Raw genomic sequence first — 22,220 nt, 5'->3', positions numbered from 1 at the left:
TCGTGACCACCGAGTCCGTCCAACAGGAAAACGAAATCCTGCACATCGGCATCGATGTGGGGTCGACCACCGTCAAACTGGCGATTCTCGATAGCGAGAACGCCATCCGCTATTCCCTGTACCGTCGTCATCACGCCGATGTGCGGGCGACGATCATCGAGGTGCTCGAGGAGGCCGCGCAAGAATACGGCGACAAGGCGATGACCATCGCCATCACCGGTTCGGGCGGTCTGCTTTTGGCTCAATGGCTCAACATCGAGTTCGTGCAGGAGGTCATCGCCAGCAAGACGGCGGTAGAGACCTTCATCCCTAAAACAGACGTGGCCATCGAGCTCGGCGGCGAAGATGCGAAGATCATCTACTTCGATCAGGGCATCGAGCAGCGCATGAACGGAACATGCGCGGGCGGAACCGGCGCGTTCATCGATCAGATGGCGGCGCTTCTCAATACCGATGCGGGCGGTTTGAACGAGCTTGCGCAGAACCATACGACGATCTACCCCATTGCAAGCCGCTGTGGCGTGTTCGCCAAAACCGACGTGCAGCCGCTTCTGAACGAGGGCGCCCGCAAAGAGGATATCGCGGCCTCGATCTTCCAATCGGTTGTGACGCAGACCATCTCGGGCCTTGCGTGCGGCCGTCCGATCCGCGGCAACGTCGCGTTTCTCGGCGGTCCTTTGCAGTACCTTCCCGAGCTGCGCAAGCGCTTCTACGAGACGCTCGGCCTCGACGAGGAGCATATCATCGTTCCCCACGACGCCCACCTGTTCGTTGCTTCGGGCTGCGCCATAGCGGGCCACGAGGCCAAAGCCGAGCGACTCGGCGAGGTGGTCGATCGTCTGAAGGGTCTCGGCGATATCCAAGGTTCCGAAGTGGTGCGCCTCGCTCCCTTGTTCGCAAGCGCCGACGATTACGACGAGTTCAAAGAGCGCCACAGCAACGAGCGCGTGCGCCGCGGCGATCTCATGGCGTACGAGGGCGTGGCCTATCTCGGCATCGATGCGGGTTCGACCACGTTCAAGGCGGCGCTCATCGGAGAAGACGGCAGCCTTCTGTGGACGCACTATGCGAGCAACAAGGGAGATGTGCTCGGATGCGCCAAGGCGGCGCTTGCCAACATGTACAACGCGCTGCCCGTCGATGCCGAGACGGGGGAGCCTGCCGTGCGCATCGGCCACGCGACCGTGACGGGATACGGCGAAGGTTTGCTGCTTGAGGCGCTGCGCGTGGACTCGGGCGAGATCGAGACGGTCGCGCACCTGCGCGGCGCCCAGGAAATGCTGCCCGGCGTCGAGTTCATCCTCGATATCGGCGGTCAGGATATGAAATGCCTGCGCGTGAAGGACGGCGTGATCGACCACATCATGCTCAACGAGGCGTGCTCTTCGGGCTGCGGCAGCTTCATCGAAAGCTTCGCGACGGGTTTGAACCTCGATGTGGCGGAGTTCGCAAGCACGGCCATCGAGGCCGAAAACCCCGTCGATCTCGGCAGCCGCTGCACCGTGTTCATGAACAGCCGCGTGAAGCAGGCGCAGAAGGAAGGTGCGACGGTAGGCGATATCGCTGCGGGCCTCGCCATCTCGGTCATCAAGAACGCGCTGTTCAAGGTCATCAAGATCCGCGATCCCCATGATGTGGGAAGCAAGGTCATCGTGCAGGGCGGAACGTTCTTGAACGACGCCGTCTTGCGTGCGTTCGAACAGCTTTCCGAGGTCAATGCGGTGCGTCCCGACATCGCGGGCAACATGGGTGCGTACGGCGCAGCGCTGCTCGCACGCGACCGATACGGCGAGGACGCGCTTCGCATGGGCGGCCGCGGCACCGTGCAGACCTCGATGCTCACGCTCGACCAGCTTGCGTCGCTCAGCCCCACGCACAAGACCGTTCGCTGTAAGGGCTGCTCGAACTCGTGTCTGCTCACGGTGAACGATTTCGGCAAAGACGAGGTCACCGGCAAGCATCGCCGTTTCATCACGGGCAACCGCTGCGAAAAGGGCGCTGGCACGCTCGACGAGAGCAAAAACGTCCCCAACCTCTACGAGTACAAGAGCAAGCGCCTGTTCGACTACACGCCGCTTGCCGCCGAAGCCGCTCCACGCGGCTCGGTGGGCATTCCGCGCGCGCTCAACATGTACGAGAACTACCCGTTCTGGTTCACGTTCTTCACCGAGCTCGGCTACCGCGTGGTGCTTTCCGATCCCTCAACCAAGAAAACCTACGAGGCGGGTATCGAGTCGATGCCGTCGGAATCGGTGTGCTATCCGGCGAAGCTTTCCCACGGCCATATCATGAACCTGCTCGACAAGCACCCCGATTTCATCTGGTTCCCCTGCTCGAAGTGGGAGCGACAGGAGGACGAAGGTGCGGGCAACCACTTCAACTGCCCGATCGTGGCGAGCTATCCTGAGGCGTTGCGCCTCAACATCGACGAACTGCGCGAATCCGAAACGGCGTTTTTGAACCCGTGGCTGCCCTACGATCAGAAGGAGCATCTGAAGAAGCGCCTGTTCGTCGAGCTCGTCGAAGCTCACCCCGAGCTTATGGGCGAAGGCGTTCCCGCACCGACTCAGGCCGATATCGATGCTGCCGTCGAGGCGGCGTGGGCCGAGGACGAGGCGTTCAAGCGCGACATCCGCGCCAAGGGCACCGAAACGCTCGCATGGATGGAGGAGACCGGTACGCACGGCATCGTCCTCGCTGGTCGTCCGTACCACAACGATCCCGAAATCAACCATGCTATCCCCGAGCTCTTGACGAGCTTCGGGCTGGCGGTGCTCACCGAGGATTCGGTTGCGCACCTGGGTACGCTCGAGCGGCCCATCCGCGTAGTCGACCAGTGGATGTACCATACGCGTCTGTACGCGGCGGCGAAGGTTGCCACCGAGCGCAAGGATCTCGACCTCATCCAGCTGAACTCGTTCGGCTGCGGGCTCGATGCGCTCACGACCGATCAGGTGCAGGAGATCCTCGAGGCGGCGGGCAAGGTGTACACCGTGCTCAAAATCGACGAGGTTTCGAACCTCGGTGCTGCTCGTATCCGCGTGCGGAGCCTGCTTGCGGCGCTCAAAGACCAGGCGGACGATGCTGCCGAGAGGGAAAGCATGAACCGCGGGTGCCCGGCGGCGAGCGCCGTCCTCGAGACGCTCGCGACAACGCCCGAAGCCGTGCTCGACAAGAAGACCGGTGCGACCGAGGGCCGTATCGCCGCAGAGCTTGCCGGTGCGTCGATCGTACCCGAGACGTTCACCGAAAAGGCCGATCCCGAGGCTGCGGAAGCGCTCAAGCAGCGTGAAGGTACGCCGACCGAATTCGCTCGCGCTCAGTATACCGAGGAGATGAAGGCCCAGGGCTATACGATTCTCGCTCCGCAGATGGCACCCATCCACTTCGAGCTTCTGATCGACATCTTCCATCGGTTCGGCTACAACCTCGAGCTTTTGCCGTCGGTCGATCACGGTGCGGTCGATGCGGGCCTCAAATACGTGAACAACGACATCTGCTATCCGTCGATCCTTACGACGGGGCAGGTCATGGAAGCGGTCATGAGCGGCCGCTACGATACCGACAAGCTCGCCATCATCATCACACAGACGGGCGGCGGCTGCCGTGCGACCAACTACATCGCGCTCATCCGCAAGGCGCTCAAGTCGGTCGGCCTCGAGCACATTCCCGTCATCTCGCTGTCGTTCAAAAAGCTCGACGAGGAGAATCCCGGCTTCAAGATCACGCCGAAGATGCTGCTGCAGGCGGTATACGCCCTGTGCTACGGCGACCTGCTCATGATGTGCTTGTACCGCACGCGTCCCTACGAGGTTGAGGGGGGGAGCGCAACGCGTCTGTTCGACTACTGGATGGACACGTGCAAGAAGCAGCTTGGGAGCGGCACCTCGCGCGGCGAGTTCAAACGGACGGTGCGCCAGATCGTCGAAGATTTCGATACGCTGCCGCTCAAAGGCGAAGGTGCCAAGCCTCGTGTCGGCGTGGTGGGCGAAATCCTCGTCAAGTTCCATCCTACGGCAAACAACCAGATCATCGATGTGATCGAGCGCGAAGGCTGCGAGGCTGTCGTTCCTGGCCTCATCGAATTCTTCCTGTTCGGCATTGCGGGCGGAATCTTCCAGAAAGACCCCCTCGGTCGTTCGGCGAAGGGTGCCATCGGCAGCCGCATTGCGCTCAAGGTGGTCGAGAGGTTCCGTGCTCCCGTGACCAAAGCGCTTGCAAAATCGAACCGTTTCGAGCCTCCGGCGAGCATCTACGAGCTTGCCGAGTACGCGAGCGAGATCTTGAGCCTGTGCAACTCGATGGGCGAGGGATGGCTGCTCACGGCCGAGATGGTCGAACTCATCCGCACAGGCGCACCGAACGTCGTGTGCACGCAGCCCTTCGCGTGTCTGCCGAACCACGTGGTGGGCAAGGCCGTTATCAAGGAGCTGCGCCGCCGCTACCCCGAGAGCAACATCGTCGCGGTCGACTACGATCCCGGCGCATCCGAGGTCAACCAGCTCAACCGCATCAAGCTGATGATCTCGGTGGCGAAGGCGAATTTGGCCGACAAGGTGGATGAGGCGAAGGCGTCGCGCGATGCGTTCGTGAAATCGGCAACGCCGGAACCTGCAAGCGAGAACGTCGGCGAGGTCGAATACCTCACCGAAAAGGCGTAGGATCATGCGGTGCCGCGGAAGAAGGCCGCGGCACCTTTTATGCTTGCATCGCGAAGATCGCCGCTTATTATGTGATCGTTTTCATTATAATTGAAGCATCGAAACGAGAGCGGAAGGCGCAGGGCTTGCGTCGGTATGGCGAGGTGCGGATGATGGAGCGCAGGATGGGGGAATCGACGGACACGTCGGTTTTTTCTCGGCATTCATCGCATTCGTTAACGAGAAGGGGCTTCTGCGCGGCCGCCGCCGCTTCTGCGCTGCTGTTCTTGGCTCCGGGTTGCACTTCGAGCAGGAATGTCGTCGTCGACGATACGGATGTCGATGCCGCAGCGGTTCAGCTTACCTTTTTCGGCTTCAAGTACGAACCTTTGAACGTGATCGCCATCGAAGAGGCGCTGCACGGCTACATGGATGAAAACGACGGCGTATCCATCGTGTACGAATCGATCAAAAGCCTTCCCTACTTCGACGCGCTCGATAAGCGCCTTGCGGCGGGTTTGGGCGACGACGTGTTCATGGTCGACCACGACACCGTACTGGAGTTCGAGGCGGCGGGCTACCTTGCGGATCTTTCCGACCTTGCGACCATCTCCTCGTTCAGCGAACTGGCTCTCAGTCAGATGCGTTCCGAGGGTGCAATCGACTACGTACCGACATCTATTTCGGCATTCGGGCTGTACTGCAACACGGATATGCTTGCGGCATACGGCGTTTCGGTGCCTCGCACCTTCGCTGAATTCGAACGGGCATGCGAGAAGTTTGTTGCCGAAGGAGTGCTTCCCGTTGTGGCGAACAACGACATTTCGCTCAAGACGGTTGCCATAGCTCGCGGGCTTGCCGACGTCTACGATTCGGCGGACCCGACTGCCGCCATCGTTTCGTTCAATGATGATCATGTAGGCTTGGTTTCGCATCTGCGTGAGGGGTTCGAGGTTGTGGAGCGGATGATCTCGGGCGGTTGGGTGGATGCGGGCCTCGCCCTCGAAACCGAAAAGACGGCAGACGATCTCAGTCAATTCGCCACCGGCGCATACCCGTTCATGCTGACCGGCGCGTGGGCGTCGGTGCGGATGCACGATCTGGCTCCCGACCTCGAATTCGATGTGCATCCCTATCCAGTGCTCGACGATCGTTCGGTGCTCGTGGTCAACGTGGACACGAGGGTGAGTGTGAACGCGAACGGCCCGCATGTCGAGCAGGCAAAGGATTTCGTGACGTACCTTACTCGGCCTGGGCCTATCGAGCTTTTCGCGAACAGCCAATGCTCGTTCAGCCCGCTTATCGGCAACGCGGCCCCGGATGACGGATCGTTGGCGCCGATAGCCGCCGCTTTTGAAAGCGGCGTTACCGTGATCGGATCGGATGACAATTTGCATCTTCCCATCTGGAGCTCTGTGCGGGAATGCGTAGTCGCGCTCTTGGAAGGCAGGACTGCCGAAGAGGCGGAAGCGCTGCTTGCCGAGCTGATAGCGACTGCATCCGGACAAGGGGGCGAATCCGTTTGAAAAGACGTACGCTTATCACCGTCCTCACGGTTGCGATCGCGGCGGTCATCGTGGTCGGCGCGGGAATGTTCGCCACGTTCGTGTACGGCTCGCTTTGGGACAAGTCGGTCACCGACACGCTCGAGGTTACCACTCAGGGCCAGCGCGCTTTCGACGTCTTCTTTGAAAAGGATCTCGACACGCTCGATCTTCTAGCCGGCGAGCTCGAGATGCAGGATTCATCGGACACCGGTCGCATCGAGGAGAAGATAACGCTGTTCGACGGGAACGACGGAAGCGCGAGCTATCTGTGCGTCAACGTTTCGACGGGCGATGTGTTTCGTTTGGAGGCCGATGGCCCAAAGGTTCTTTCCGAAGAGGATCGGCTTGCTGTTGCGGACAAAGACGGGCGTGGGGTGATCGAGCCGTTTTTGGATGAGATGACGGGCGTCAGCATGATCGGCGTGTACGAGAAGTTCACCTTCGCCGACGGGGTCGAGGGCCTTGTGCGCAAATCGCGCCCCTTGCAGGAGGTTTCCGACCGGTTCTCCCTTTCGTTTTACGGCGATAGCGGGTTCTCGTATGTGGTAAACGACGACGGTGACATAATTGTGCGCTCGACACATCGAAACAGCAACCGCACCATTTCCAACGTCTACGATATCGTGGAAAGCGAGGGAAACGACGCCGGGGTGATCTCGTCGTTTCGATCCGCGCTCGAACAGGGGAAGCGCGGCGTGGCCCAGTTCACCTATCTGGGTCAGGACTACGTGTTCTGCTATTCTCCCCTCGAGACGACCGATGGATGGGATATCGTATCCATAATTCCAAGCGGCGTAATCATGGAACAGGCCCGGGTTATCCTTCAGGCAACGTTCGTTCTGTGCGCCGTCATCGTTGCAGGGCTTCTGCTGATCTTGGTCGTGTACTGGCGGTCAAGCGCCGCACATCGCAAGGAAGTTGAGCGAATCGCCTACTTTGATACGCTGACCGGCCTGTATAGCTCCGACAAGTTCGGGATCGAGGGAGCCAAGATGCTCTCGGCGTTCCGCGATCGCGCGAGGCGGTCTTCGGGAGGTGCTGCGACTGCCGGTTCCGTCGGCGGGCCAGGGCTTGCAGCGGTGTACTTCAACATAGTCGACCTCAAGCTGATCAACGATGTCGAAGGGTATCAGTACGGCGACGAAGTGCTGTGCGGGGTTGCCGACATCATGCGAGAGGCAAGCGGCGAGGACGGTATCGCCTGCCGCGCTACAGCCGACCATTTCATTATCTTGCGCCCGTATGAAACCGTCGACGACATCGTGGCTTGCTGCCAAAAAGCTATTGATCAGGCAAAAGAGATTACCGCTGCGGGTAAGCCGTTGCTTTTGTCTGCCGGAGTATGCTGCAGCGAAGATGCTCCCGAGGCATCGGTGACCGAATTGACGGACCGCGCCCGCATCGCTAAAACCGAAGGACGAAAAATAAGCAAAGAGCTGTGCGTGTTCAACAGCTCGATGCGCGAATCGATGCTCCGCAGAGCGGAGATCGAATGCATAATGGATGCGGCGCTCGAGAACAACGAGTTCTTTCCGCTCGTCCAGCCTAAGTTCAACACCGATGGTACCAGCGTTCTTGGCGGGGAAGCGCTTGTTCGTTGGAGCAGGCCAGGTGGGGTAGTCGTTGGACCAGACGAGTTCGTGCCGATATTCGAGCAGAACGGATTCATCATCAAGCTCGACGAGTTCATGTTTACCGCCGTATGCCGTTCGCTGAGGCAGCGCATCGACGCCGGGCTTCCGGTAGTACCCGTTTCGGTGAATGTTTCGCGGTTGCATTTGCACAGTCGCGAGTTCGTGCCCACGTACGTTGCAATCAAAAACGCCTATGCGATACCCGACGGATTAACCGAACTCGAGTTTACCGAAAACATGGTGCTGGAGGATCTCGATCATGCGATCGAGGTGATCGACGAGTTCGGCAAGGCGGGGCTGCGATGCTCGATCGACGATTTTGGTTCGGGCCAGTCGTCGCTCAACGCCTTGAAGGACCTTCCCGTCAACGTGCTCAAGCTCGATCGGGAGTTTCTGTTTGACAGGGCCGCGTCCGACAAAGGCAAGGTGGTTGTTCGGACGGTGATCGACATGGCGCAGCGGCTTGAGATGGAAACCGTTATGGAGGGAGTCGAAACCGCCGAGCAGCTGGCGTTCATCCAAACTACTTCGTGCGATATGATCCAGGGCTTCGTGTTCTCCAAGCCGCTTGCGCTCGAAGAGTTCTACCGCCTCGTTGACGAAAAACGAGGTTGAGGTTAGCTGGCGCTTTTTACGTCGGAAGCTACGTTGGAAACGACGTCTTTGACGGCTTTTTCGGCTCCGTGGGCTGTTTCCTTCATGCTTTCAGCTGCTTTCGAGGCCTTTTTCTTCGTGCGAGAGGCGGCTTTGCCCGCTTTCTGCTTCGCCTCTTCGACGGCGCTCGAAGCGTTTGCGGCGATGGTGCCGGCAACCTCTTTCGGACTGCTGCCCATCATTTTCGAGCCGATCACAAAGGCTGCTCCCAGAGCTGCTACGGCTATCAGTGCGTTTTTCATGGCTTTCCTTTCGTCGGTTGCTTTAGAAGCGCACGTCGTTGCGTGCGGCGAGTTTCCACGCTCTGCGGGCGAAGAGCCTCTCGAAAAAGCTCTGTTTGTAGGTCAAAAGCTTCACGTCGAATGCTTTCGATGCGGGGTCGTACATGGCTCCTCCCTTCGTCTGTTGTCGAGCCGTGTCGGCTTTCTGTTTCTTTGACCATAGCAAAAGGGGAAGGCTGCAGGCGGGCCGGCGTACGTTTGGGAGGGAAGCGACAACCGCCTGTAAGTAGCCCGTTGGCAAAAACGCCTCGGCGACACGGAGCCGTAAGGGCGGCGTTGACGGGTAAGGTGTCTCGGCTTCTCGCCGAAGGGCGTCGAAAGACGGAAGCCGCAGAGGACTGCGGCTTCCGTGCGGTCTGATGGCTGTACGTCTCTTGCGCTAATCGGCCTTGGGGTTACGCATCCTGCGCGGCGAGCCACTCGTCTTTGCGATACCCCTCGGCGTTCTTCGTCTCTTCCCAGCTTGCGGGATGGCTCGGCACAAGGTCGCCGGTGAGTGCGTGGATGGTGGCGTAGCGTCCCGATGTCATGCACGAGCCGCATGACATATTGCCCATGTAAAGAGACCAATCGCCGTCCCCGCACATGTCGCCCGCCCCGAATCCGACAGCGTACAGGCCGGGGATCGGGTTGTTCTCGGCATCGGTCACTTGGTAGTTTCCATCAACCTTGATGCCGCAGCACATGGCCGTGAGCCTGATCCATTGGTGGATGCCCCAGAACGGCGGCTCGATGATGGGGGCGAGATACTGCTTCTCCTTGCCAAAATCAACGTCTTCGCCGGTTTCGCACAGCTCGTTGTAGCGTTCTACGCTTGCCTTGAGATTGGCCGCGGGGATGCCGAGCTCTTCAGCGAGTTCGTCGAGCGTATCGCAGCGGTGGGTGTCGATGAGATCGGTGATGACGCCTGTGGGGTCCTCGACTGCTCCGGGAACATATTTGAGCAGCGATTCCCGATCGGTGGGCTTGAATCCCCATGCGGTTGCAGCCTCGACGTAATTGTTATCGAAAATGCGGCAGAACTTGCCGGGGTCTTCGGCATCTTGGTATCGCAGCGTCTCGTCCCAGAAGTGCATGGGAACCTGTTCGTTCATGAACCGATCGCCGTTTTCGTTTACCGCGAGAAACGGGATATCGATCATCATGTAGGGCCCGGCATCCATGTCGTGCATCTGCTTGCTGTGGCCTACGGGGCTCATGGTGCCGCCTGCCAGGGCGGACATGAGGATGCCGTCTCCCGTCTTATTGGTCTGCTTGCAGGCGAAACGCGAAAGGTCGGGAGCAAAGTGCGCGATCATCGATTTGTTGTTCTGATAGTCGCCCGTCGCGAGGATCACGGCCTTTGTAGCGTTGAACCTGATGCGCTTATGATCCTTCGTCTCTCCCACCACGCCGGTGATGCGGCCGTCTTCCTTGATCAGCTGCACGCCGGGGGTGCTGTAGTAGATATCCGCTCCGATAGTCTCGGCGTAGTCGGCGAGCGCTCGAACGAGCGTGCCGTTGTTTTCGGGTTTGACGCCGAACGCGTTTTTGGTCTGCGTCACGTAATTGCCGTCGGCGAACTCGAAGTGCAGTGACCACGAATCCGCCGGAGGATATCCCGCCGCTTTGGACTGTTTGGCCATCCACATCGACGTTTCGCCGGAATGGTAGGCGAAGAAACGGGCGAGGTCCATGTTTACGCGGTAGTTGCACGATTCGCGCCATGCCTGAAGCCATTGAAGCACGCCGACTTCGGTGGAGGCCTCGAGGCAGATGCCTCCGTCGCCGCCCCCTTGGGCAATGGCGGTCGATTCCTTCTGCAGGCATGCAACGGTCGCGCCTTCTTCAAGAGCCGTCAATACCGCAGGCATGCCGGAGGTGCCGGCCCCGACAACGACGATGTCGTAGGTTTTCTCGTCGTCGAATTCGGTAATGGGTTCGACGACGACGTTCGAGTCGTCGAAATCCGCTTGGGTGAATCCTTCGGGGAGCGAGGCCGAATCGGCGGCGGCGTTTGCGTTTTGGTTGGCGGCGCATCCGGAAAGTCCGAAGGCGGCTACCCCCGCGACGCCCGCCACGGCTGCGCCCGTCGTTTTGAGAAAACTGCGGCGACTCTGATTGAATTCCATGATGGATCCCTTCCTTCGTGTTGATGTCGAAACTTCACCCCGTCTCGCTTGGCTGTGATTCGCGATCGGGGGTGCTTTCATCCTGCTTTTGCAATCGTTTCCGAACCAGCTCCATAAGGGGGCAACGCCCTCCCCCTAAAAGGGGTGTTTTGATTCTTGGGGGTATCGGGCGCACGGGGCAAGGCGAAAAACGCTACACTTCGTAGCGTTGAAAAACGCAAGGAGGTTGGCATGTTGTCGGGTGTTCGAACCGCGCAATCGGATACCGCTTCGGGAGGATCGTCGGGGCTCCGGGGCAATCCATGGCTTCATTGGTCGTATTTCGGCCTGTGGGCGTTGTACGTGTGGCGGCTTTGGGTGAGCAACAACAATTCAAACCTACCCGAAGGATTCGTGTGGCAAGGTCTGTTCGGTGTGATGTCTGCTGTTTTCATGGTGGCGGTCGGCTTCGGGTTGGGCACCGGGCGCATTGGCAAAGCGGCGATCTCGGTCGGGCCCCTGAGCGCGTGGGTTTCGGGCTGCTGCATGACGGCGGCAACGGTTTTCGTGGTGATTGCCAACGCGGATGCCGCCAATACGCTGTTCGGCGGTATTGCTATGGTCGTCGGAGGCGTCGGGATTGCAATCGCCTACCTTCAATGGGGCGTTTTCTTTTCGCACATTGATAGCAAATGGGCGGTGCTCTATTTGTTTGGAAGCGGCATCGTCGCATCGGTTGCGAAGATGGCTTTATTCTTCCTTCCCCCGATGGTTGGAGCGGCGGCGATGGCTGTGTTGCCGCTCGTTTCATCGTGGTGCATCAGAAGATCGCTTCTTCATCGACCTCCGCACGAGCCTGTTCGCATTCGCTACGGAGTAAAAAACTATGCGAGTCTTTGGAAGGTTGCAATTGTTGTCGTGACGTTTAGCCTTACCAACGCCGTGCTGCTCGCTTTGCTCAAGGGGCCTGCGGAAACTTCGTCGCCGATGATCTTTTTCGTAGGCCGTTTTATTGAAGTGGTGTTTTCGGCAGTCGTTCTCTTCTGGGTTTTCAGGCGCAACGGTTCGTTCGACTTTGTACAGCTGTGGCGCTTTATACTGTTGGCGCTTGGTACGGTGCTTCTGATGAACGTGCTGGTGGGTGATTTCTATTACGAAGACGCGTTGATTTCGGCTTCGTTCAACTTCATTACGCTGTTCGTATGGCTGACGTGTGCTGATATAGCACGGCATAGCGATTTGAACCCCGTGATCGTATTCGGATGCGGTTGGCTGGCCTATGCGGCGCCCCTGTTCGGGGGAGCGGTGTTGGCGCCCGCTTTGGCGTTGGATCAGTTCGGTGATTTCAAAATTGCGTTCGTGCTCATGTACGCCATGTCGATCGTCGTGGCGGTGTGTCTGGGCAATCGCGATTCCGATATGCGCTACATATTTTCCGACCTCAATGCGTCGAGCACCCCGCCTGAGGATTTCGCCTCTATCGACGAGCGCTGCGAGGCACTGGCCAGCCAATACGGTATAAGTCCTCGCGAGCTGGAGATCATGCAGATGATCTGCAAAGGACGCTCGAAGGCGTATATTGCCGAAACGTTGTTCATTGCCGAAAGCACGGTGAAGGGCCACTCGAAGCATCTCTATGCAAAGCTCGGCGTACATAGCAAGCGAGAACTGCAAGAGCTTGTGGGGGCATAGCTCGAGTTCTCGGTCTGCATGCGATTAAAAGACCGGCTGCGGAATGCGGCCGGTCTTCAGAATGCGCTGTCGGATTACGGCTCCGCGGGCAGCGGGCTCTTCCCTTGACCTCTGTCGTTTTATAGCGAAACCTTACTTCGCCCGCTTGTCGAGCCATTCGATCGCATCGCGAATCACCATGTCGCGATCGAATTCGTTGAATATCTCGTGGCAGAGTCCCGCGTAGACGCGCAGCGATTTGTCGGTCGACGATACCTCCTCGAACATGTCGAGGCTGTCCTTGGGATCGACCAGGCCGTCGTTGCCGCCATGGAGCAGGATGACCGGGTCGGCGAACGCTGCGGCGTTTTCCTTGAGCCATCCGTGGCCGTCGTGCACGGCGCGCATAAGGCCGACCGACATCTTCTTGGCGACGAACTTGTCTTCCTGGTAGGCCTTGACTACGGCGGGGTCGGAGCAGACGCCGTCTCCGAGTTCGTTGGGCAGATACGTATCGTTGTCGAGCGAGGGATCGACGTTCGCAAGGCCCTTGTGGTCGCGCGTCCATGCGCCTGAGAGCACGTAGCCTGCGAGTTTGCCGGGATGCGCAGTGCCGTAGCTTGCAGCGCCGAATCCTCCCATCGAATGCCCGATCATGTACACCGGCAGACCGGGGAAAGCCTGCCTTGCCGCCTCGACAAACAGATCGGTGTCCTTCACGATCTGTTCGCGGTCTTTGAAGTAGACGAGCTTGCCCATGGAGCGTCCGTGGCCGCGGTGGTCGAACCGCACGACGGCGTACCCGGCAGCGTTGAGCTTTGCAACGAGGTAATCATAGCGTCCGTAATGCTCGCAGAGTCCGTGAACGATAACGATGACGGCCGATGGATCGTCGGGTGCGTCGATTTTTCCGCAGAGAAGGACGTTGTCGTGGGCCGTTTCGGTGAATTCCCTATGCATGAATGCTCCTATCAGGCTAGATTGCTCGCTCGTACAGGTCGTCGCCTGTGCTCAATCGTTCATTCTATCGTATGGAAGGCGTGGTGATGCGCAGGGTTCCAGTGGCAAAGGGCGGGATTTTGTGCAACGATATGCTCATCCGATGAAAGGAGGCGGCTATGGAATTGCAAACATGTACGACTGCGTGCCTTGGCGATACCGTGGTGCCGTTCGCAGCCATCGGGGGGATTGTCGTTGTAGCACTCGTCGTTCTCGTGATCGCCTTCGCGCTTTCGAGGCGCAAAAAGTAAGGATAACCATGCCGCCTACCGGCAAGCTCGTCATATGCCCGACGCCGCTGGGAAACCTCGGTGATATGCCTGCGCGCGCTCTCGATGCGCTGCGCGAAGCCGATACCGTATGCGCGGAGGACACGCGCGTAACGGGCAAGCTGCTCGCGGCTTTCGGCATCTCCAAACGCCTCGAGCGCCTTGACGAACAGGCGATTTCAAGCCAAGCCGATCGCATCGTCGAGAAGGTGGCGAGCGGGTATGTGGTCGTGTACTGCAGCGATGCGGGCATGCCCGGGGTATCCGACCCCGGCTTACGGCTCGTTCGCGCTGCACAGGATGCCGGTGTGCCCGTCGAGGTGCTTCCGGGCCCAACCGCCGTTGCGACCGCTTATGTTGCAAGCGGTATCGACTGCCCCCGATTCTACTTCGGCGGGTTCTTCCCCCGCAAGGCGTCCGAGCGTGCGGAAGCGCTTGAACAGCTCAAGCCCCTCGATGCGGCGCTCGTGTTCTACGAAAGCCCGAAGAGGCTCGCCTCAGCGCTTGCCGCCATCGCGCAGGTGTATCCGAATCGCGAGGTGGCGGTGTGTCGCGAGCTGACCAAACTGCACGAGGAAGTGGTGCGCGACCGAGCGGGAAAAGTGGCTTCCGTGTTCGCCGAGCGCGATCGTGAGGGTGCAATCAAAGGCGAAATCGTCATGGTCATCGGCAATCCGTCCGAACAAGAGGGTGCGCTCGATGCGCAGCAGGCCCTCGAGGCGGCCCGAAGCCGTGCAGCCGAGCTCAAGGCTGAGGGCGGGCATTCGAAGAAGGATATCGCCGCAGCCATACAGGCGGAGTTCGGTATTGCGCGCAACGAAGCCTATGCGATTGCGATCGGCTAGGCGCGTTCGATGGACGCTTCTCTGGAAGGCCCGATAGGCAGGCAGTTCGCACGCTACGTTGCACCGAACGTGCTCGGCATGATAGCCATGTCGGCCTACATTCTCGCCGACACCTTCTTCATTGCAAACGGCGTGGGCGCCAACGGTCTCGCCGCGCTTAACTTTGCCATCGTCATTTGGACGATCATGCAGGCCACGGGCTTGATGCTCGGCATCGGCGGCGCGACGAAGTTCCAGGTGTACAAATCGCAGGGCAACACCGACGCCGCGAACCGCACGTTTACGAACGCGGTGATGCTCGCGCTGTTCGCTTCGGCGGTGTACCTGGTTGCCGTCAACCTGTTCGCAACGCCCCTGTCCTACGTACTCGGCGCCGATGCCGACACGGTGGGGCTCACCGATACGTACCTGCGGGTCATCTTCAGCTTTGCGCCGTTCTTCCTCGTGAACAACGTGCTTTTGCCGTTCGTGCGCAACGACGGAAGCCCCCGGCTTGCGATGGGCGGTATGATCCTGGGAAGTTTGGCGAACATCCTGCTCGACTATCTGTTCATCATGGTGTTCGGATGGGGCATGTTCGGTGCGGCGTTCGCCACGGGCATCGCCCCGATTCTCAGCATGGCGGTGCTTTCGATTCACTTCATCAAAGGGCGCAATACGTTCAGGCCGGTGAAAACGCGTCCCGACCTGCGCCTGATGGGCAGCTTTGCGGCGCTCGGCATCTCGTCGTTCATCGTGGAGATAAGCGGCGGCGTCGTGCTGCTCATCTTCAACCTCATCATCCTCTCGTTCGAGGGCAATATCGGCGTTGCCGCGTACGGTGTGGTGGCGAACATCGCGTTCGTTGCGACGGCGCTGTTCGTGGGCACCGCCCAGGGCATTCAGCCCCTCGCGTCGCACAATTACGCCCAGGGCAACACGGCGAACCTCAAAAAGGTGCTGCGCTATACGGTCGTGACGGCGCTTGCGATCTCGATCATCCTGATCGCGGTGGTATGGCTGTTCGCCGAGCCGCTCGCAAACGCATTCAACCGCGACAACGACCCGCACCTCACGATGCTCGCCGCCGATGGGTTGCGCATCTACTTCGTGGGATACCTGTTCGCGGGCGTGAACATCGTGGCCGCGGCGTTTTTCAGCGCGGTCGAGCAGCCGGGCCGCGGCCTCGCCATCTCGATCGGCCGCGGCCTTGTTGCCATCGTCGCGTTCGTCTTCGCGTTCGCGGCACTGTTCGGCATGACAGGCGTGTGGACCACGTTCCCCGCCGCGGAGGCGGCAACGGCCTGCCTGACGGTGTTCTTTCTCGTGCGGCTTTCGAAGGCGATGGAGGCCAAGCGTGTGGGGTAAGCGGAAGGATTCGAGGCAGCCGGACTCTTCGCCGAAGCCCTCGAGCGAAGATTCGGGAATCTCTGCGGGGTCGGACTCTCAGAAGGGATCACGCGAAGCTCTGGGATCTCTTGCGAAGTCGAACTCGCGAAAGAGGTCGCACGCGGGGTGCAAGGGTGCGGGAGCCAAGATCGAGATTCGCGAGCTTGAAGTCGATGGCATTGCGGTCTCGCTTACGATAAAGCGCATCAAGAACGTGAATCTCCGCGTGAAGCCTGACGGTACCGTGGCGGTATCGGCCCCGCCATGGGTGGGAGAGCATCAGATCGCGGCGTTCGTGCGGGAGAAGCGCGGATGGATCGAAGCCAGGAAGCGTGCGGTGGCCGAATCGCCGCAGAGCCTGGTCGAGAACGCATCGCCCGAGGAGATCACCGCATGGCGCGCGGCGGTCGAAGCGGCAGCACCGAGCCTCATAGCCTTGTGGGAGCCGGTGATGGGAGTGCGTGCGGGGAAGATCGTCTATCGGAACATGACGAGCAGATGGGGCAGCTGCAACCCCAAGACGGGGCGTATCTGCCTCAACATCCAGCTTGCCAAGTATCCGCCCGAGTGCCTCGAGTACGTGGTGGTACACGAGCTTTGCCATCTGCTCGAACGGGGCCACGGCCCGCGGTTCAAGGCGTTGATGGATACGTTTCTACCCGATTGGCGAAAGCGGAGAGCGAAGCTGCGCTCGTAGAGCGGCGGCAGTGCGAGGCTCGGCATAGGGCTGCGGTTGCTGCCGTCTTGCAAACCGTCGCGGATTGCGCAGCGGCTCGCCCGAAGCGCGTGCCGACAGCTCAGCCGGCGGGCGCAGGAACCGGTTCGGTGGTCGCTGCACCGTGTGCAGCCGGCGATGCCCTGGAAGCACCTGCTCCTGCCGAATCACCGTAGTTACGACTTGATCCGAGCCTCACGCTCAGGGTTGCCGTCGAGCATTGCACGCGGGTGCGGTAAGGCAATAGCAGAGTTTGCGGAAATCGTCAGAAGTTGGCAGAGATTTACGTTTCTGATCCGCCGAAGGTAAGAAGCAACGTTTTTGACCTGCTTCTCTCGTGTGGCTGCACAAAATTATCGGCGATAAATATGCTCATATACCCGCTTTTCGGGATCACGATCGTAAATCTCTGCCATCGTCGAGGTCTTTTTTAGAAAACATCGTAAACCCCAACCAGCATGGAGGCCTTTCGCAAAGACCTCTTCGTTTGCGTATGCCGGTCGGCTTTCCCTGCCTGCCCGGTCAACCACCGCTGCTTGTTGCGCTCAGCCTGGTACGCGGATGACGGCAATTGCCGTTTCGTTGCGCTCAAAGCGCCAGTTTCATGACAGGCGGTTTACCGAACGGTTGGCTATGGAAGCTCGTACTCATAATGGGGGAATGAAACGAAAAAGCGAAATACCCCAGCCTTTCGGCGAGCGCGAGCACAATACCGGATCAGTTGATGCCGTCGTTGACGGTGCGGCCTGCGATGGCGCCCGCAACCTCGGCTCCGATTCCGACCCCGGCTGCAACTCCGGCTCCAACCCCGGTTCGGGTTCCGACTCCGACGTCCCCATCGAAGCGGGCATACCGAAGCGCAAGCGCATGGTCGTGCTTGCCGTCATGATAACGGGCACGTTTATCGCATCGCTATCGCAGAGCATGCTTATCGCGGCGCTGCCTACCATCATGGATCAGTTCGGAGTTGACGCGACGCTCGGCCAATTGCTTACCACGTCCTATATTTTCACGCTCGGCTTGATATCGGCCATGACCGCCGCGCTCATCAGCAAGTTCAATACCAAGTACTTGTTCATGGCTGCCATGACGTGTTTTATCGTGGGTTGTGCGGCGGCCCTGTTCGCACCGAACTATTGGTTGCTTCTCGGTGCGCGGCTTCTCCAGGCCGGGGGAGCGGGCGTGGCTCTTCCGCTCGTGCAGGTTGTTGCCTTGTCGGTTTATCCGAAGGAGCAGTACGGGCGCGCCATGGGGCTTGTAGGCCTCATCATCGGCTTTGCGCCCGCTATCGGCCCCACCGTATCGGGTTTCATGATTGATTTTTGGGGATGGAAATCCATCTTCATCATCTTGGGCTCCATCGTTGCCGTTATCACGGTGGCATCGGCGTTCGTGCTTACCGATGCGGCCGAGCACGAGCGAGAGCGGTTCGATACGCTTTCAGCCGTTCTCTATACGGTCGGGTTTGTTTGCTTCATGATCGGTGTGACGGCAGTCGAGTCGCTCGGCCTGGGAGATATTCGAGCGTATGTTCCTTCGGTCGTCGGAACGGTCGCCCTCATTGTGTTTGCACGTCGGCAGTTCAAGATCGAGAACCCGCTGCTCAAGTTGCGATGTCTCATGAACAGGCAGTTCGGCATTGCAACGGTGCTTGTGGTGGTCACGCAGATAGCGCTCATGGTCGGTGCCATCATGGTGCCTTTGTTTGTGCAGGACATTCAAGGGAAAACTGCAATGGAATCGGGCCTTACCATCTTGCCGGGCGCAATGCTGCTCGGTTTCCTTAACCCGGTTACCGGAAGGTTGCTCGACAAGTACGGAGCCCGCCCGCTGATCGCCGCTGGATGCACGCTCCTTATCGTCGGTACGCTCGTGTTCGTGAAGTTCGGAGCCGCTGCCCCCGCTTGGGTCGTAACGGTGACGTACGGCATCCGCATCGTAGGCGTTGCGTGCCTTATGATGCCGATGACTGCCTACGGGTGCGCCGCTCTGCCTTCGGACGATCTTGCGCAGGGCACGGCTATCATGACGTCGTTCAGGCAGATATTCGGCGCGATCGGAAGCTCCATACTCGTCGCTGTCATGACGGGCAATGCCGAGACGGCTACGGGGATCGATCTGTTCGGGTTCGGCGTGAGCTTCGAGGTTCAGGCGGCGATCGTGTTCGCTGGATTGGTGATAGGGCTTGCGTTCATTCCTCGGAAGCGCAAGACTGTTGCAGCGCGAGTTTAAGAATGCGGCACGAGTTTAAGAAGGAAGCGAGCGTCATGACAACCGACGAACTGCCAAGTGCGGACAACGCAGCGTCCGCATGCTGGGTGGATATAGCCGCCACCTCGTTTGACCGGGATATCGAGCGAGCCCGCGAGTTGGCGTTGCGCTTTAACGGCGAACCTGGTCTTACGACTGAGCAGCGGGTAGATCTGCTCAGACCCCTGTTCGGGTTTATCGGCAAGGGGGTCACGGTTTCGCTCGGGTTGCAGTTCGGTTTCGGCTACAACATTTTCATCGGCGATCGAACCTTCGTCAACTTCAACGCGGTGTTTCTCGATGACGCTCCCATTGTGCTAGGGCGCGATGTATGGGTGGGGCCGAATGTTACCTTCGCGACGCCGCTTCACCCCTTGCTTGCCGAGGAGCGCAGGACGATCATCGACGACGATGGAATAGCGCATCAATACGAGCGTCACGAACCAATTACGGTGGGCGATGACGTGTGGATCGCCTCAAGCGTGACGATTAACCCCGGTGTGACGATCGGCGACGGGGCGGTGATCGGATCGGGAAGCGTCGTGACTAAGGATATTGCGCCGAACACGCTCGCATACGGCAATCCCTGTCGGCCTATTCGCGAAATCACCGAAGCGGACCGCGTGGGATTGTGGCGCTAGATCATCTCCATCTGGGCGAGTGTGGTGTTGTACCAGTGCTCCCAGTTGGGCGGGCAGTACTTCTTGGCCGATTCGACCGAGATCGTGTAGCCGTAGCCGCGTGCAAGACCGCGCACGTGGGCGTCGATGGCTTCTTCCCAGCTCGACCAGCTTACGCTGCCCCAGCCCCAGGCGTTGTGCGAGGCGAAGCAATTGGCGCCCTTGGAGCTCTCGGTGAACGAGATCGCGGGCGACCAGCGGGGATCGACACCGTAGTTCCATGCCGCTTCGGCGAAGGTTTTACCCTGTCCCGCGAGGGGGGATCCTGCAAGATAGGCGTCGATGCGGGGTGTCCATTCGTTCACGAAAGCCTGCTTGTCGGTCGACCAATCGACGTTGCTGCTCGGGGGCTCGGACCCTTGGTCTTCGGAACCGGATGATTCGGGCTGCTGCTCGGGTTCGCTTTCCGCGGCTTCGTCGGCTTTTTCCTGCTCGGCTTCGGCGGCCTTCGCGGCCTCTTCGGCCGCTTTCTGCTCGGCGGCAGCCGCTTCGGCTGCTTTCTTCTGAGCTTCCTCGCGTGCTTCCTGCGCGCTCTTCAACGCGTCTTCGGCGCGGATTTTCTCGGTTTCAGCGAGCTGCCGCTTTTCTTCGAGGGATTTCTCGGTCGCTTCAAGCTCTTCCTGCATCTTCGTGAGCTGGTTGATCTCGTTCACGTTCTTCGTGTAAATGCGGTCGATGTACTCGTAAGTGGTGAGGAAATCCTCGAGCGTTCCTACGTTGAGCAGCATGTCGACAAGCGAGTAGCCCTCTTGCTGCAGATTGTAGAGCGCCTTCAGGGCATCACCGCTTTTTTCCTGCTGATCCGGAAGCGATGCGGTCAGCTCGTCGATCCGGGCGTGGGTTTCTTCGATCTGCTGCTCGACCGATTCGAGGTTGGCGACGGCTTCGTTGTAATCGGTAGCCGTTTGTTCGATCTTCAACTGCAGCGCATCGGGTTCGGCGTCGATGTAGGGCGTATCGGCAGCGGCTGAAAGCGGGAGCGAGGCGGTGCTTGCGAGCGCAAGCGTGAGGACGCACGCAGCGAAGCAGGCGAAAGCCTTGCGGGTGTGTAACGTTGGCGTGGCGCGTTTGTTAAGTAGAGTAGCCATACGAATCTCGAAGTATACCCGAGGCCGATTCTCGCGGCATCGCATGTCATGAAAGCCACACAAGAGCGAGCGGCTGCGTGCTCTTTGGCCCCCGCCCATTCGTAAGGGATAAACCCTATACATGCCATAGGGAAAGTCGCACTTGAAACGGGCGTGGTATCATCTCTGACGAGGAGATGCTCCACAAGTTCGGTTGCGCGGGGAGCGCACCGTGCAGACGGCACCGTTTCGGTGCGGGGGAGAGAGGCGAGATGAAAAGGGCACAGCTGCCGCTTCAGACGTTCGATCTGATTGCCGGTTTTATGGTTTGGGTCATCCTGTCATCGCTCTTGCCTTACATCAAGCACGACATATTCATTCCCGACGACATGGTCGCTCTCGTAACCGCCGTACCGGTCATTCTCGGCTCGGTACTCCGTATCCCGTTCGGCTACTACGCGAACCTGCTCGGCGCTCGCACGGTGTTCCTTGCGAGCTTCGTCGCGCTGCTTTTTCCCGTGTACTTCATCAGCGAGGCTTCGACGTACGTCGATCTGCTCATCGGCGGCGTATTCCTCGGCTTCGGGGGTGCGATCTTCTCGGTCGGCGTTACCTCGCTGCCCAAGTACTATCCCAAAGAGAAGCACGGGTTCGTCAACGGCGTGTACGGTTTCGGCAACATGGGGACGGCGATCACCACCTATGCCGCACCGGTGCTGGCCGTGCACTTCGGTTGGCAGTTGGCGGTCAAGTTCTACCTCGGGCTTTTGCTGGCGATGGTCGCCCTTAACTTCTTCTTGGGCGATCGCGGCGAACCGCGGGTGAAGACGCCCATTGCCCGTCAGATCAAGGCGGTCTGGAAAAACGAGAAGCTCTGGTTCTTCTCGCTGTTCTACTTCGTTACCTTTGGGGCCTTTGTGGCGTTCACGGTATTCCTTCCCAATTTCCTTGTATCCGATTTCGGGATCGATGGCGTAACCGCCGGTATTTTGACTTCGGTGTTCATCGTCACTGCGGCATGCGTACGCGTGCTGGGCGGATGGCTTTCCGATCGCCTCGACTGCTGGGGGCTTCTGATCGGCGTGTTCGCGGGCATGATCGCAGGTGCTCTCGTATTGGCGATGCTGCCCGGATTCGAGCTGTTCATGGTGGGTGTCTACGTGATCAGCATCGCATGCGGCATCGGCAACGGCGTCGTGTTCAAGCTCGTTCCGACCTATTTCGTCGAACAGGCCGGCCCCGTCAACGGCATCGTGTCGATGATGGGCGGGCTGGGCGGCTTCTTCCCCCCGCTCGTCTTGTCGGCGTTCCTTTCCGCAACGGGATCCTACACCCTGGGATTCGTTGCGTTCGCCTGCTTCATTCTGGCGTGTCTGGCCTCCGTCGTATGGCTCAAGCGCTCCGAGTCGAGGAAACGCCGCGGTGTTGCCGCCGAGTGACGGCGCTTGGCGTATGCCGTGCTAGAATAGCGGGCACGCATACAAACAAAAGGCGCGCGATGTCATCGGTC

General features: G+C 59.6%; 15 protein-coding genes and 1 pseudogene. 11 read left to right on the top strand and 5 right to left on the bottom strand.

The annotated features are described in order from the left end of the window. Positions 1–2: 2 nt before the first annotated feature. The 3 genes from C1722_RS13675 to C1722_RS13665 all read left to right on the top strand — a co-directional run bounded on the left by C1722_RS13675 (position 3) and on the right by C1722_RS13665 (position 8,436). On the top strand, positions 3–4,661 hold the full coding sequence (locus tag C1722_RS13675; protein WP_102379928.1) for a 2-hydroxyacyl-CoA dehydratase: 4,659 nt from the start codon (positions 3–5) through the stop codon (positions 4,659–4,661). A gap of 164 nt (positions 4,662–4,825) precedes the next feature. Next, positions 4,826–6,166 (top strand): ABC transporter substrate-binding protein, encoded by a 1,341-nt coding sequence (locus C1722_RS13670; RefSeq protein ID WP_244902582.1) that lies wholly within the window; start codon positions 4,826–4,828, stop codon positions 6,164–6,166. Beyond that, positions 6,163–8,436 carry an EAL domain-containing protein gene (locus C1722_RS13665; RefSeq protein WP_102379926.1) on the top strand — a complete coding sequence of 758 codons (2,274 nt, stop codon included), beginning with the start codon at positions 6,163–6,165 and terminating at the stop codon, positions 8,434–8,436. Before C1722_RS13670 ends, C1722_RS13665 begins: the two co-directional genes overlap by 4 nt. A 2-nt stretch (positions 8,437–8,438) precedes the next feature. Here the strand turns inward: C1722_RS13665 and C1722_RS13660 are convergent, their stop codons facing one another. The 3 genes from C1722_RS13660 to C1722_RS13655 form a co-directional block, all read right to left on the bottom strand. Beyond that, positions 8,439–8,717, bottom strand: coding sequence for a hypothetical protein (locus tag C1722_RS13660; RefSeq protein ID WP_102379925.1), 279 nt, complete (start codon positions 8,715–8,717; stop codon positions 8,439–8,441). 22 nt (positions 8,718–8,739) lie between these two features. Then, positions 8,740–8,862 carry a hypothetical protein gene (locus C1722_RS17630; protein ID WP_279611932.1) on the bottom strand — a complete coding sequence of 41 codons (123 nt, stop codon included), beginning with the start codon at positions 8,860–8,862 and terminating at the stop codon, positions 8,740–8,742. A gap of 289 nt (positions 8,863–9,151) precedes the next feature. Continuing rightward, the gene (locus C1722_RS13655) at positions 9,152–10,867 is read right to left on the bottom strand and encodes an FAD-dependent oxidoreductase (RefSeq protein WP_102379924.1); all 1,716 of its coding nucleotides are present in this window, start codon (positions 10,865–10,867) and stop codon (positions 9,152–9,154) included. Between the two features lie 231 nt (positions 10,868–11,098). Here C1722_RS13655 and C1722_RS13650 point away from each other — a divergent pair, with 231 nt between their 5' ends. After that, positions 11,099–12,538, top strand: a complete 1,440-nt coding sequence (locus tag C1722_RS13650; RefSeq protein WP_102379923.1) for a helix-turn-helix transcriptional regulator — start codon at positions 11,099–11,101, stop codon at positions 12,536–12,538. A 132-nt stretch (positions 12,539–12,670) separates the two neighbouring features. Here the strand turns inward: C1722_RS13650 and C1722_RS13645 are convergent, their stop codons facing one another. Next, positions 12,671–13,477, bottom strand: a complete 807-nt coding sequence (locus tag C1722_RS13645; RefSeq protein ID WP_102379922.1) for an alpha/beta hydrolase — start codon at positions 13,475–13,477, stop codon at positions 12,671–12,673. 158 nt (positions 13,478–13,635) lie between these two features. Between C1722_RS13645 and C1722_RS17625 the strand changes: the two genes are divergently transcribed. The 6 genes and pseudogenes from C1722_RS17625 to C1722_RS17905 all read left to right on the top strand — a co-directional run. After that, positions 13,636–13,767: a hypothetical protein gene (locus C1722_RS17625; protein WP_279611931.1), complete on the top strand. Its 132-nt coding sequence runs from the start codon at positions 13,636–13,638 to the stop codon at positions 13,765–13,767. Positions 13,768–13,775: 8 nt separating this feature from the next. Next, entirely contained in the window at positions 13,776–14,630 is an 855-nt protein-coding gene (rsmI, locus tag C1722_RS13640; RefSeq protein ID WP_102379921.1) for a 16S rRNA (cytidine(1402)-2'-O)-methyltransferase, read from the top strand. Between the two features lie 9 nt (positions 14,631–14,639). Further along, positions 14,640–15,977, top strand: coding sequence for an MATE family efflux transporter (locus C1722_RS13635; protein WP_102379920.1), 1,338 nt, complete (start codon positions 14,640–14,642; stop codon positions 15,975–15,977). Further along, positions 15,967–16,695 (top strand): M48 family metallopeptidase, encoded by a 729-nt coding sequence (locus C1722_RS13630; protein ID WP_244386752.1) that lies wholly within the window; start codon positions 15,967–15,969, stop codon positions 16,693–16,695. The genes C1722_RS13635 and C1722_RS13630 overlap by 11 nt, the downstream gene beginning before the upstream one ends. Positions 16,696–17,373: 678 nt before the next feature. Next, complete coding sequence (locus C1722_RS13625) at positions 17,374–18,945, top strand: DHA2 family efflux MFS transporter permease subunit (protein WP_219724319.1); 1,572 nt, start codon at positions 17,374–17,376, stop codon at positions 18,943–18,945. 470 nt (positions 18,946–19,415) lie between these two features. After that, positions 19,416–19,562: pseudogene (locus C1722_RS17905) on the top strand (DapH/DapD/GlmU-related protein); the annotation flags it as partial. A 38-nt stretch (positions 19,563–19,600) separates the two neighbouring features. On the opposite strand, the gene C1722_RS13615 reads toward C1722_RS17905, so the two are convergent. Beyond that, complete coding sequence (locus C1722_RS13615) at positions 19,601–20,731, bottom strand: coiled-coil domain-containing protein (protein ID WP_180995263.1); 1,131 nt, start codon at positions 20,729–20,731, stop codon at positions 19,601–19,603. A gap of 251 nt (positions 20,732–20,982) precedes the next feature. Between C1722_RS13615 and C1722_RS13610 the strand changes: the two genes are divergently transcribed. Then, positions 20,983–22,149, top strand: a complete 1,167-nt coding sequence (locus tag C1722_RS13610; RefSeq protein WP_102379917.1) for a nitrate/nitrite transporter — start codon at positions 20,983–20,985, stop codon at positions 22,147–22,149. Positions 22,150–22,220: the final 71 nt, after the last annotated feature.

Origin of the sequence: Raoultibacter timonensis (genome assembly GCF_900240215.1) — a bacterium.
Classification (GTDB): Bacteria; Actinomycetota; Coriobacteriia; order Coriobacteriales; family Eggerthellaceae; genus Raoultibacter; species Raoultibacter timonensis.
This window is presented reverse-complemented; position numbering and strand designations above follow the sequence as displayed.

Excerpts from the sequence above, each read along its gene's own strand:
- C1722_RS13670 (WP_244902582.1), top strand. The coding sequence starts at position 4,826 with ATGGGGGAATCGACGGACACGTCGGTTTTTTCTCGGCATTCATCGCAT.
- C1722_RS13660 (WP_102379925.1), bottom strand. The coding sequence starts at position 8,717 with ATGAAAAACGCACTGATAGCCGTAGCAGCTCTGGGAGCAGCCTTTGTG.
- C1722_RS17630 (WP_279611932.1), bottom strand. The coding sequence starts at position 8,862 with ATGTACGACCCCGCATCGAAAGCATTCGACGTGAAGCTTTTGACCTAC.
- C1722_RS13655 (WP_102379924.1), bottom strand. The coding sequence starts at position 10,867 with ATGGAATTCAATCAGAGTCGCCGCAGTTTTCTCAAAACGACGGGCGCA.
- C1722_RS13650 (WP_102379923.1), top strand. The coding sequence starts at position 11,099 with ATGTTGTCGGGTGTTCGAACCGCGCAATCGGATACCGCTTCGGGAGGA.
- C1722_RS13645 (WP_102379922.1), bottom strand. The coding sequence starts at position 13,477 with ATGCATAGGGAATTCACCGAAACGGCCCACGACAACGTCCTTCTCTGC.
- C1722_RS17625 (WP_279611931.1), top strand. The coding sequence starts at position 13,636 with ATGGAATTGCAAACATGTACGACTGCGTGCCTTGGCGATACCGTGGTG.
- rsmI (WP_102379921.1), top strand. The coding sequence starts at position 13,776 with ATGCCGCCTACCGGCAAGCTCGTCATATGCCCGACGCCGCTGGGAAAC.
- C1722_RS13635 (WP_102379920.1), top strand. The coding sequence starts at position 14,640 with ATGGACGCTTCTCTGGAAGGCCCGATAGGCAGGCAGTTCGCACGCTAC.
- C1722_RS13625 (WP_219724319.1), top strand. The coding sequence starts at position 17,374 with ATGAAACGAAAAAGCGAAATACCCCAGCCTTTCGGCGAGCGCGAGCAC.
- C1722_RS13615 (WP_180995263.1), bottom strand. The coding sequence starts at position 20,731 with ATGGCTACTCTACTTAACAAACGCGCCACGCCAACGTTACACACCCGC.
- C1722_RS13610 (WP_102379917.1), top strand. The coding sequence starts at position 20,983 with ATGAAAAGGGCACAGCTGCCGCTTCAGACGTTCGATCTGATTGCCGGT.